Annotated in this window: 12 protein-coding genes; 3 read left to right on the top strand and 9 right to left on the bottom strand. The window is 70.4% G+C overall.

Annotated elements, in window-relative coordinates:
• Positions 1 to 29: 29 nt before the first annotated feature.
• The 5 genes from ACTZWW_RS12165 to ACTZWW_RS12185 form a co-directional block, all read right to left on the bottom strand.
• Entirely contained in the window at positions 30 to 437 is a 408-nt protein-coding gene (locus tag ACTZWW_RS12165) for a response regulator transcription factor (RefSeq protein WP_444781219.1), read from the bottom strand.
• 121 nt (positions 438 to 558) lie between these two features.
• Entirely contained in the window at positions 559 to 1,176 is a 618-nt protein-coding gene (fixJ, locus tag ACTZWW_RS12170; protein ID WP_444781220.1) for a response regulator FixJ, read from the bottom strand.
• Entirely contained in the window at positions 1,166 to 2,686 is a 1,521-nt protein-coding gene (locus ACTZWW_RS12175) for a PAS domain-containing sensor histidine kinase (protein WP_444781221.1), read from the bottom strand. Before ACTZWW_RS12175 ends, fixJ begins: the two co-directional genes overlap by 11 nt.
• A 95-nt stretch (positions 2,687 to 2,781) precedes the next feature.
• Positions 2,782 to 3,441 carry an NnrU family protein gene (locus tag ACTZWW_RS12180; RefSeq protein WP_444781222.1) on the bottom strand — a complete coding sequence of 220 codons (660 nt, stop codon included), beginning with the start codon at positions 3,439 to 3,441 and terminating at the stop codon, positions 2,782 to 2,784.
• An 86-nt stretch (positions 3,442 to 3,527) separates the two neighbouring features.
• Positions 3,528 to 4,223 (bottom strand): Crp/Fnr family transcriptional regulator, encoded by a 696-nt coding sequence (locus ACTZWW_RS12185; protein ID WP_444781223.1) that lies wholly within the window; start codon positions 4,221 to 4,223, stop codon positions 3,528 to 3,530.
• Positions 4,224 to 4,424: 201 nt separating this feature from the next.
• On the opposite strand from ACTZWW_RS12185, the gene ACTZWW_RS12190 reads away from it, so the two are divergent.
• Together ACTZWW_RS12190 and ACTZWW_RS12195 are read left to right on the top strand one after the other, a co-directional pair.
• Entirely contained in the window at positions 4,425 to 4,751 is a 327-nt protein-coding gene (locus tag ACTZWW_RS12190; protein ID WP_444781224.1) for a carboxymuconolactone decarboxylase family protein, read from the top strand.
• 111 nt (positions 4,752 to 4,862) lie between these two features.
• Positions 4,863 to 5,609: a cyclic nucleotide-binding domain-containing protein gene (locus tag ACTZWW_RS12195; protein ID WP_444781225.1), complete on the top strand. Its 747-nt coding sequence runs from the start codon at positions 4,863 to 4,865 to the stop codon at positions 5,607 to 5,609.
• Between the two features lie 73 nt (positions 5,610 to 5,682).
• Here ACTZWW_RS12195 and ACTZWW_RS12200 read toward each other — a convergent pair whose 3' ends face one another.
• The 4 genes from ACTZWW_RS12200 to chrA form a co-directional block, all read right to left on the bottom strand.
• A complete protein-coding gene (locus ACTZWW_RS12200; RefSeq protein ID WP_444781226.1) occupies positions 5,683 to 6,045 on the bottom strand; it encodes a hypothetical protein in 363 nt (120 codons plus the stop codon).
• A 150-nt stretch (positions 6,046 to 6,195) separates the two neighbouring features.
• Complete coding sequence (locus tag ACTZWW_RS12205) at positions 6,196 to 6,582, bottom strand: hypothetical protein (RefSeq protein ID WP_444781227.1); 387 nt, start codon at positions 6,580 to 6,582, stop codon at positions 6,196 to 6,198.
• A 339-nt stretch (positions 6,583 to 6,921) separates the two neighbouring features.
• Positions 6,922 to 8,457 (bottom strand): NnrS family protein, encoded by a 1,536-nt coding sequence (locus ACTZWW_RS12210; protein WP_444781228.1) that lies wholly within the window; start codon positions 8,455 to 8,457, stop codon positions 6,922 to 6,924.
• 461 nt (positions 8,458 to 8,918) lie between these two features.
• Positions 8,919 to 10,136 (bottom strand): chromate efflux transporter, encoded by a 1,218-nt coding sequence (chrA, locus tag ACTZWW_RS12215; RefSeq protein WP_444781229.1) that lies wholly within the window; start codon positions 10,134 to 10,136, stop codon positions 8,919 to 8,921.
• A 195-nt stretch (positions 10,137 to 10,331) separates the two neighbouring features.
• On the opposite strand from chrA, the gene ACTZWW_RS12220 reads away from it, so the two are divergent.
• Positions 10,332 to 10,496, top strand: coding sequence for a hypothetical protein (locus ACTZWW_RS12220; RefSeq protein WP_444781230.1), 165 nt, complete (start codon positions 10,332 to 10,334; stop codon positions 10,494 to 10,496).
• Positions 10,497 to 10,838: the final 342 nt, after the last annotated feature.

Below are 10,838 nucleotides of genomic sequence, written 5' to 3' on the forward strand. Positions count from 1 at the left end.
GCGTACCGTGCCGCGAGACGTTCCGGTATTCAGGCGCCTTCCCTAAGGATGGTCCCGGACACTGCTCGCGGACGCGCCAGCGCCGCCTTGATCCCGTCGATCAGGGCGGCATCCTCGAGCGGCTTTTCCAGCACGAGATCGATACCGGCAGCGGTCGCACGCGCCTGAAGGGATGGATCGAGCTTCGATGCGATCAGGATCGCCGGCGGTTCTCGACCGATCTCGCGCAGACGCTCGATCAACGTGATTCCGTCCATGCCGGGCATGCGGAAATCGACGACGAGGCAGCCGATGTCGGGTCGTATCGAGGTGAGAAGGTGATCTCCGCTCTCGTACGCTTCGACCTCCAGCCCTTCGAGCTGGAGCGAGAACGTCAATGCCCGCCTGACGGCTTCGTCGTCGTCCACCACGACGACGAGTTCCGGCGCGTGCTCCATGGCCGGGCTCTCCTTGGGCGACCGCTCTCGTCGTGAGAGCGAACTCGGAACCCCATATGACCAACAAGCGCCGTGCACTCCATTCAGGAGCAACCCTTAAGGACCGCGGCAACCCGTGCAGTCATCCACGCCGTACTTCGCAGACCAGCGCCATTCGAACCAGTTCCGAGAGGCTACCGGCCTTCATCTTCGTCATGACGTTCGCGCGATAGATCTCGACGGTGCGGTGGCTGATTTCGAGATCGTAGGCGATGACCTTGTTGGCCTTCCCCGCGACGAGCCCCTCGAGCACCTGGCGCTCGCGCTCGGAGAGGGTCTTCAGCCGGGTCCTGATCTCGCCCGTCTCGGCATCCTGCTGCGCGGCCGAGACCCCGCGCTCCAGGGCAGCACGAACCGTCGAGAGCAGCCTCTCGTCGTCGAAGGGCTTCTCGATGAAGTCGACGGCGCCCTCCTTCATCGCCTCGACAGCCAACGGCACGTCGGCATGCCCCGTCATGACGATCACGGGCACCCGCCAGCCCTTCGCCGTCATGCGCCGGAGCAGCTCGATGCCGTCCGTGCCGGGCATGCGGATGTCGGAAACGACGCAGCCGGTCGGGGCCGACGTCACCTTCGTCAGGAAGGCGTCGGCGGTATCGTGGGCCCGAACGGCGAGACCTTCGGACGCCAGGAGAAAGCACATGGATTCGCGCACGCCGTGATCGTCGTCGATCACGTGCACGATAGCGTCATTCGACATCGTCCAATTCCTTTTCGTCCAGGGCGCGCAGGGTGAACCGGAAGGTCGTCCCGCGCCCTGGCTCGCTGTCCGCGGAGATCTTGCCGCCGTGGGACTCGACGATCGTCCGGCAGATGGAAAGGCCCACCCCCATGCCGTGCGCCTTCGTGGTGACGAACGGCTGGAACAGATGGGTCGCGATCTCGGGCGCGATGCCCGGGCCGGTGTCGGCCACGCGAATCTCGACGAGGCCTTCGTGCGGCAGGGCTCTCGTGGTGACGACGAGCTCGCGGCGCGCGCCCTCGACCATCGCCTCGATGGCGTTGCGGATGAGGTTGAGCAGGACCTGCTGGACCTGGATACGGTCGACGAGCGCGAGCTTGGCCTGCGGATCGAACCGGTAGGAGACGCGCACGCCCTTCTCGCGGGCACCGACGAGCGCGAGCGCGCACGCATCCTCGACGAGCTTGGGCAGGCTCTCGATGTGCCGCTCGCTCTCGCCGCGGGCGACGAACTCGCGCAGGTGACGGATCACCTGGCCCGCGCGCAGCGCCTGGTTCGCGGCTTCCTCGACGGCCCCGGACAGCATCGGGACCTGCGGCCCGTCCATCTTCTCGAGGATGCGCCGGCAGCCCTTGAGGTAGTTGGCGATCGCGGTCAGCGGCTGGTTGATCTCGTGGGCGAGCGTGGAGGCCATCTCGCCGAGCGCCGTGAAGCGCGACATGTGCACCAGCTCCGCCTGCAGCTCGGCGAGCCGCGTCTGCGCGCGCTGGCGGTCGGAGACGTCGCGGATGAAGCCCGTGAAGCGCCGCCGCCCGCCCTCGCGCATCTCGCCGATGGCGAGCTCCATGGGAAAGGTGGTGGCGTCCTTGCGCTGCCCCGTCACCACGCGACCCGTGCCGACGATGCGCCGCTCGCCGGTCTCGAGATAGCGGCGCATGTAGCCGTCGTGATGCTCCCGATACGGGCTCGGCATCAGCATGCGTACGTTCTCGCCGATCACCTCCTGCGCCTCGTAGCCGAAGAGCCGCACGGCGGTCGCCGAGAAGCTCTCGATCGTGCCGCGCTCGTCGGTGACGATCATCGCGTCCGGCACGGTCTCGAGGATCGAGGTGAGGTGCGCCTCGCGCCGCTCGAGCGCGTCCTCGGCGGCGACGAGATCGGTGATATCTATGGTCGCCTTGGCGAAGCCGACCGGCACCCCCGCGTCGTCGGTCAGCAGCGTGATCGTCGTCTTGGCGACGAAGCGCGAGCCGTCCTTGCGCTGCCGCGCGCCCTGCTCGGTGTAGCGCCCGGTCTCGAGGGCGATCGCGAGCTCGCGCTCCGGCTTGCCTTCGGCGATGTCCTCGGGCGGATAGATGATCGAGAATTGCTGTCCCAGCACCTCCTCCGACGTCCAGCCGGTGAGTGCGCATGCGCCGGCGTTCCAGCTCTCGATCAGGCCCCTGGGGTCCAGGACGACGAGGGCGACGTCGGTGATGGCCTCCACCAGCTGGTCGGCGGCGAGGCGATGCGTCGTCGGCTGCGCCATGCGCGAGGCGGGCTCCATTCCCGGCTGAATACACGAAGCCGAGATGTAGGATGCGTGCCTGCGCGGCGCCAGCGATCTCGCGAGGCCGAGCCCGATCATCGTGGCCACCATGCGAGCCACGCCACCGGATCGACGCCGATCAGAAGCGCATGGCCTCGGAGCAGGAACCAAGCGTAGAGCATCAGCCCGGCAAAGGCCGCGAGGGCGAGGCCGCCCCGTTCGGTCCGCGGCCCGCCGCGCTCGACCAGCACGCGCCAGCGCGCCTCCCCGAGGCGCGTTCGGGCTCGCCGGTCCAGGATCGGGAATCCGACCGCGGCGAAGACAGCCATGCCGCCGAAGAGAACGAGCGATACGAGGTCCCCGTTCGAGGGGATGTGCGCCAGCGCCCAGACCAGGAAGCCCCAGAGCACCGGATGACGCGTCACCGCGACGATGGCGCCGGGCTCGTCGCCCGCGCGCAGCGAGATCGAGAGCGGATTCGGCTGGGCGAGCCCTGCGACGAGCAGCACGAAGGCGACCGGCATCGCGACGAGCGGGACCCACGCCTGCCAGGGGGCGGGATCCCAGAGCGGAAGGTGAGGCGCCCGTCGGGCGGCGTCGATCAGCCAAGCCAGCAGGGCGAGCGACACCAGGGAGTAACCGACGAGATAGCCGCGCCGGCCCATCCGCGCGACGAGGCGCTCCTTCAGCCCGAGGCGCGCGGGCGAGGCGTGGGCGAGCAGGAAGACGACGAGGGCGGCTGCGAATTCGATCATGGCGGGCGGGCGTATCCTGGCGCGTTACCCATTGGTCAACGCGCACGCCGCGTCCTTGTGCCAGGACAAGCTCGGCCGCCGAAAGCTCAGCCGGCTCCTCGGGCGATACGCGAGAGCGCTGCGCGGTCGCGCACGCTGATCCGCCGGCGTCCGCTGGCGACGACGCCGTCCCTCGCCCACGCGCTGAGAATACGGCTCACCGTGTGGAGGGTCGAGCCCGTCATCTCCGCGACATCCTGGCGCGAAAGCGGGAAATCGATCTCGACGCCACCGGCCCCGGCGCGGCCGGAGCGCTCGGCGAGCCGCAGCAGCGCATGGGCGATCCGCTGCTCGACCGGCTCGGTGGCGAGCTCGACGACCCGTGTATGCGCGTCCTGGAGACGCCCGCCCACGGTCTGCAGCGCGTTCGCCGCGAAAGCGGGGTTGAGCGACAGCAGCCTTGGCCAGGCGATCGTCGGCCAAGCCGCAGCGATGCTGTCGACGATGGCGCTCGCCGTGGCGGGATAGGTCGTGCGGCCGACCGCCGGAGCGATGCCGAACAGATCGCTCGCCGATACGAAGCGTACGACGACCTGCTGTCCGTCCGGCGTGAGCTTCGTCACGCGAAGGCGCCCTTCGAGCAGCACGAAGAACGAATGCGCCTCCTCTTCCTGCGCGAAGACGGTGGCATCCTTGGCGTATCGCGTCGTGCGCGCCGCGGCGACGATCTCTTCGAGAGCGGCCGCGTCGACGCCGGCGAAGAGCGGCATCGCCGCGAGCCGGGCTCGGTCGATCGGCGTCAAGGCGGGCTCCGTTCGGTGACGCGAAACGCCACTCTCGTGTAGCACCCGCCGGCGAGGTGCGTCGAGGCGGTTTGCGCCAGGACAAGGACGCATATAGCGTGAGGGTCCAGCATCGCGCATGCTCGCGAGGCCTCGGCAGGCCGAAAGCTCGGCCCGTCGGATCTGCGGCGAAGCGCGTGTGGGAGGTTTCGGAGTTTCACCATGACGACCGACCCAAAGCAGCTGCCCTCCGGTGCCGGTGATGTCGCCGCGAGATATCCGGAGGTCTGGGACGCGTATGCGGCACTCGGAAAGGCCGCCTCCGAGGCCGGGCCCATCGACGGGCGTACGGCCCGGCTCGTCAAGCTCGCGCTCGCCATCGGCGCTCTCTCCGAAGGCGCGGTCCATTCGCATACGCGTCGCGCCCTCGAGGAGGGCATCGAGCCGCAGGCGCTCCAGCAGGTCGCGCTCATGGCGATCCCGACGATGGGCTTTCCACAGGGCGTGCGTGCGCTCACCTGGATCGAGGATATCACCGACCCGGCGTGAGCCTGTCTCACTCGGGGCGAGGCGCGTTCGGGCGGGCTCGGCGCAACGAAGCGCTTGCAATGCTCGCCGTCAGGGCGAACAGATACGAGCCGACCAACCGCCCGGGCGAGCATGCCTCCCGATCAAAAGCGCGAAATCCGCCACCTGCCTCTGTTCTGCGACATGCTGCTGGCGAGCTTCGAGGCGCTCATGCAGAGCGCCGAAACGATCACCTGCGCCTCGGGTGATCGCCTCATAGAGCAGGGCGAGCCCGCCGACTATCTCCACGTGGTCCTCGAAGGGGCGATCGAGCTCTACGCTCGCTGGAGAGACCGGGAGTCGACGATGGCGGTCGTCGGTCCGGCGGGAACGTTCATCCTCGCCGCCTGCATCCGCGATGCGCCCTATCTCATGTCCGCACGCGCATTGGGACGCGCACGGCTCGTGCGCGTGCCGGCTTCGGACCTGCGGGCGGTCTTCCGGCGGGATCCCGAATTCGCCGTCTGCGTCATCCAGGAACTCGCCGGCGCGTATCGTTCGGTCGTGCGCCACGCGAAGGGCCTCAAGCTTCGTACGTCCCGCGAGCGCATCGCCTCCTACCTGCTCCGGCAATCGCGCCAGGCCGGGGATTTGGACACATACGTCCTGTCGGTCGAGAAGCGCCTTCTCGCGAGCTACCTCGGCATGACGCCGGAGAACCTCAGCCGAGCGCTCAGGTCTCTCGAGGATCACGGCCTGAAGCTCGACGGCCTGCGCGTCACGATAACCGATCGCACCGAGCTGGCGGCGATCGCCAGCCCCGACTGGCTGATCGACGGGCCCGATCCCGAGGGCGCGACGGGCGGCGTCGGCCTGCCCCCCGTCGCCTCCACGAATTGACGGATTGCTCGGAGCGAGAGGCGCATCCGGCCACGGCGCCCCCTCGCATCATGCGGCTACACGAGCCGCGTCCTCAGCTCTGCGTCGCTCGCGCCACCGCCTGCGCGCCGCGTTCGGCGGCGGCGGCGACATCGCGGAACAGGAACTCCAGCTCGCGGTAGACGCTCCCGTCCGGCTCGGCCAGTGGGATCTCGTCCAGCTCGGCGAGGAGCTGGAGCAGCAGTGCGATGCGCTCGCGCTCGCCACGGGCGGCGGTCAGGGCCTCGCGGCGCGCCCGCTTGTCCTCCAGGACCGAGAACCGGTCGAGCGCGGTGGCGAGCCGCGCCTTGCATTCGCATCCGAGGTCGAGGCTCTCGATGACCGTGCGAACACGGTTCAGGGCGGGTCCGGGCTGCTCCGCCGGGCGGGAGCGGAGCGAAAGGTCGATGATGGTCACCGCAGTCTCCATCGGGCGGAAGGCCCGCCGCTGAACCGTCGAGCAGCATGCCATCGTGGAGCGCCGTCGACCTTGCTCCCGGGCAACGTCCCTCTCCGCGCATGGACGGGCTCTTCGAGGATCGCGCCGGCGCAGCGAGCCGAGCGCCGGTCAGTGCGCGCGGCTGATCGAAAGCCGGTCGCCCGCCCGATCGAACACCGCGTAGCGGGACAGGTCCCCGCTGCGCATGAGATCGTCGGCCATCTTCTTGAGATGCGGTTCCGCCGCGGCGCTCGACGGGACCCTGCCCGTCGGATCGGTGAGGACGGCGGCCATGATCAAGTCCCACGGCAGCCCGACCAGGTCGGCCTGACGGACCACGGCGTCGAGATCCACGCCCGCCTCCACCACGACGTCGTTGGCGAGAACCGGGGTCAGGCTGCCCCCGCCGCTTCCCGTCCCGGCGCCCTCCACCTTCAGGAGCACGAGGAGGAGGCGTGCGCCCCCGCTCTCGGCCATGGCCGTCTCGATCAGCTCGTCGAAGTCGTTCGATGCCATCCGGTCCGTCTTTCGTGTGGCGGCCGCCGGGACCGTCCCGGCGACACCGCCGACTTCCTCTACCCTTCGCGCGGGCCCCGCGTCTCGACGTCGCCGTGCGGATCTTGCTGATCCTGCGGCGGGCCTTCCGGGACCCCACTCGGTCCCGCGTCGCCCGAAGCGGGCCCGCCGGGATCTGCCGGACGTTTCGGCGCTCCCGGCGGAAGCGGCCGGGAGCCGGGGCCCGGCGTCTCGTCGATAGGCCCGGGCGGGCGTTCCGAAGCGCTCATGACGTTTCTCCTCTGTTGCTCCTCGGAGTCGACGAGCGGGCGCGCGTTCGGTTCCGCTCGCGGCTGCGGGTCACCCATCCACTCGCGGGCGCCAGAGCATCGGGCCGTAGACGGCGGCGAAGCCGAGATAGGCGAGCGACCAGAGGACCGCCGAGCCCGGCACGAGCAGCATCGTGTGCTGCGGCGCCATCGAGGCCGCGACGCGCATGGCGGCCGCTGCGACGATGGCGAGGTAGATCACGACGGTGGCGAGGTCTGCGGACAGGTCGCGCCCGGTATGGCCCCGGCTCGCGCGCGTCATCACGGCGAGCGTCATCACCCCGATGGCGCCGACGGCCCAGGCGTGGGTCGCGCCGATCGCGGCGCCGGGCAGGCCGTCGAGCGCGGCCGCGCCGGCGAGCAGGAAGCCGATCGGGACGAACAGGTAGCCGAGGTGGAGGATCGCGACGAGCGGCTCGCCGAGCGTCCGGTGCGGGACCCATCGGGCCTGGCGCACGAGATGCGCCGCGCCCGCCGTCACCAGGAGGACGCCGAGAGCCGCCTCGGCCGACGGCACCGCGGGCGCAGCCGCCCAGCCGGCGAGCGCAACGACTCCCAGCGTCATCGCCGCGGCGTCGATCCTGCCGAACGGCGCCGGCTCCCGGCCCGGATTGGCGCGCCGGATCCAGTTGCCGGTGAAAGCCGGCACGATCCGGCCGGCGATGATCGTGACGAGGACGATCACCAGCGCCAGCGCGATCCGGTCCCCGAGGATCGTGGAGCCGTAACGGGCGACCTCGTAGTGGAACAGGGCTTGCGCCGCGAGGAGGCCCACGAGGACCGCGACGACCTTGAGATTGCGCCGGTTCTTCGCGCGAAGGATCTCGTGCGCGACGAAGCCGCTCAGCGCCGCCGTGAAGGCGAGGCTCGCGGCGGCGACGACGAACGCGTCCTGCCCCTCGCCGAGGAGGATGGCGGCGCGCCCGACGAGCCACAGGACGAGAAGGCCGATCAGCGGCGCGCCGCGGAGCGGAGGTCGACCCGTCCAGCTCGGCACGGCGGTCAGGAGGAAGCCGGCGACGATCGCCGGGACGAAGCCGAAGAGGAGCTCGTGCGCATGCCAGGCGAGCGGCGGCAGCGCACTCGGGATCGACACGAAGCCCAGGAACCACGGCGCCCAGACCAGGACGACGGCGGCCGCATGGATCGCGCCGGCGAGGAAGAAGGGGCGCAGGCCGAGGCCGAGGACGGCGGGCGGCGAGCGGGTCGCGAGGGCGGAAGCGGGCACGGGTGCGTCCTCAGCAGGAATGCGCGTCGAGGGTGCGCGAGTCGGTGAACAGGCGCCGAAGGCCCCGGCGAAGAGGAGCGCGGACAGCGCGTGCGGCGGCCCGGGCGGAAAAGGCATGATCCCGAGGTCCGGCAGGATGCGCACGGCGACCGCGGCGACGAGGAGCCAGAGCACCGGATGCGGGCGGAAGGGGGAGGTTTCCTCCGTCGCGTCGAGGACGAGATTCGTGATCGGCACCGTGATGCGGGCGAGCGCGAGGCCGAGCAGCCCGAGGAAGACGAGCCCGGTGACGTGCAGCCGATCCTGCGCGGCGGCCACGCCCCCGGTGACGAAGGCCAAGCGCGTCGCGGTCTCGCCGACGAGGAAGGCGAGTGGTCGCTGTCATGGTGCCGTCCTCCAGTTTGGAACGGTTCGAAAAACATATGTCCTTCAATGGCTTGGTAGCTCTCCAACAGATGCGCCACAATTACGGGGCATGCCGTAGGGGTTCGGACGGGCTCGGCCGCGGCGGTGGTATGCAGGGCCGCGGATGCCGATCGTCGACAGCGCCTCGCGGGCCGCGCTCGCGGACCAACCTCACCGGCCAGGAGGAGAACGACGCGCGTATCCCGGATCGCATGTCCTCCCGCGTCGGGATGGACGACCTGCGCGACGAGGCCGTGCGCGCGCGGCTGACGGCGATCTTCGTGGATCCGCGCTCCCTCGATCCGGCGCCACGCGACGCCGGAGCGCGCGCCGACGCGGTGCTTCACGCGTTGGTCGTCCCAGCGACGCGTGGCTCCGACGGGAGCCGTGCGCGATCAGCCCATGACCGCCAGCACCGCGCCGCCGACGGCGGCGAAGGCGACGACGGTCCAGGGCGGCGCCTTCCATGCCATCAGCAGCACGAAGCAGGCGAGCGCCAGGGCGAAGTCTCGCAAGTCGCCGATGGCGCCGGTGAAGACCGGCGAATACAGCGCCGCGCCGAGGATGCCGACGACGGCCGCATTCGCCCCCTGCATCGCCGATCGCGCGGGAGCGAGGGCGCGCAGGCCGTCCCAGAACGGCAGCACGCCGACCAGCAGCAGGAAGCCGGGGAGGAAGATCGCGGCCAGCGCGAGGGCCGCGCCCGCGACGCCGTTCGGCTCGGGCCCGAGCACCGCGCCGAGATAGGCGGCGAATGTGAAGAGTGGTCCGGGGACGGCCTGCGCGGCGCCGTAGCCGGCGAGGAACGCGTCCGGTCCGACCCAACCCGGCTGGACGACCTCGGCCTCCAAGAGCGGCAGCACGACGTGACCACCCCCGAAGACCAGCGCACCCGCGCGATAGAACGCATCGAGGACGGCGAGCGCCTGCGACGAGCCGGCCGTGAGCGGCAGGACGAGCAGGAGCACGGCGAAGGCCGCGAGGGCGACGCCAGCTTGCCAGCGGCGCACGGCCATCGTCACGTGGCCGCCAGCCGGCTTCTCCGTCCCACGCCCGAGAACCAGCCCTGCGACGGCGCCGAGGCCGATGGCGCCGATCATGCCGACGGCGCCGGGAACGAAGGCCAGGACGGCGACCGCGGCGACGGCGATACCGGCCCGCTCGCGATCCGGGCAGAGGCTCTTGGCCATGCCCCAGACCGCCTGCGCCACGATCGCCACCGCGACGATCTTGAGCCCCTCCAGCGCGCCTGTCCCGATCGGCCCGGTGATCGATGCAGCGGTCGTCGCGAAGACGAGCAGGATCAGGGCCGAGGGCAGCGTGAACGCGGTGAAGGCCGCGAGCGCTCCCAGCCAGCCCGCTCGCAACATCCCGAGCGCGAACCCCACCTGGCTCGACGCCGGTCCCGGAAGGAACTGGCAGAGCGCCACCAGGTCCGCATAGGCGTCGTCCGAGAGCCAGCCCCGCCGCGTGACCAGCTCGTCGCGGAAGTACCCGAGGTGGGCGATGGGGCCACCGAAGGACGTCAGCCCGAGCTTCAGGAAGGCGCCGAAGACCTCGGCGGGGCTGCCCGCGGATGGGTTCGCCTCTCCCGTCCGTGTGTCGTCGATCATGCCCCCGCCTTTCTCACTCGTCGATCTACAGCAGCGTTTCGTGCTGCGCGGCACTGACGTACGCCCTGGTCAGCCACACGCAGCCGATGCTTCCCTGCGGGCTCCGGTAGAATACGTCGATCCCTGTGACGGTTCGAAGTCGAGAGGCTCGGGCGTCTGTGCCATCGTAGTCCGATCCTCGCCCGTTGCCGTGACGTGGACGCCTTGCCGGGCGTGATCGGCGCGCAGGTGGTCGGCTGGGATCGACGGGCTCGCTCGGCCGCGCGTCGGGACGACCGGCCGCTCCGCGTCGCGGACCTCTACAGCCCGGACGTCAACCCCATCGAGAACACCTTCGCCAAGCTCGAGGCACGGCTCTAGCGTGTGCGTGCCCGGCGGAGCAGGTGTGCCCGATCCGTCGGCCCGGCCCGCTGACGAGGAGGTGAGACGGCGCGCCAGCGCCGCGGGCGAGCCTCCGGCCGTGCCTCGCGGGCGTCGTTTGCGTCGAGAGTCGGGTCCTCGTCGAGAGTCGGGTCCTCGTCGGCATCGGAGCGATCGGCCGCAATGTTGGTTCAGCTCGACGGGAGCGGAGGCGTCCGGGTCCGCGAACGCGCGAAGCCCCGCGGGCGTTTCTGCTCGCGGGGCTTGCGGGTCTTGTCGGTGTTGTTTGTCGTTGGTTGCGGGGGCAGGATTTGAACCTGCGACCTTCAGGTTATGAGCCTG

Source organism: Salinarimonas sp. NSM (assembly GCF_052380005.1).
Lineage (GTDB): Bacteria > Pseudomonadota > Alphaproteobacteria > Rhizobiales > Beijerinckiaceae > Salinarimonas.

Excerpts from the sequence above, each read along its gene's own strand:
- ACTZWW_RS12165 (WP_444781219.1), bottom strand. The coding sequence starts at position 437 with ATGGAGCACGCGCCGGAACTCGTCGTCGTGGTGGACGACGACGAAGCC.
- fixJ (WP_444781220.1), bottom strand. The coding sequence starts at position 1,176 with ATGTCGAATGACGCTATCGTGCACGTGATCGACGACGATCACGGCGTG.
- ACTZWW_RS12175 (WP_444781221.1), bottom strand. The coding sequence starts at position 2,686 with ATGGCGCAGCCGACGACGCATCGCCTCGCCGCCGACCAGCTGGTGGAG.
- ACTZWW_RS12180 (WP_444781222.1), bottom strand. The coding sequence starts at position 3,441 with ATGATCGAATTCGCAGCCGCCCTCGTCGTCTTCCTGCTCGCCCACGCC.
- ACTZWW_RS12190 (WP_444781224.1), top strand. The coding sequence starts at position 4,425 with ATGACGACCGACCCAAAGCAGCTGCCCTCCGGTGCCGGTGATGTCGCC.
- ACTZWW_RS12195 (WP_444781225.1), top strand. The coding sequence starts at position 4,863 with ATGCCTCCCGATCAAAAGCGCGAAATCCGCCACCTGCCTCTGTTCTGC.
- ACTZWW_RS12205 (WP_444781227.1), bottom strand. The coding sequence starts at position 6,582 with ATGGCATCGAACGACTTCGACGAGCTGATCGAGACGGCCATGGCCGAG.
- chrA (WP_444781229.1), bottom strand. The coding sequence starts at position 10,136 with ATGATCGACGACACACGGACGGGAGAGGCGAACCCATCCGCGGGCAGC.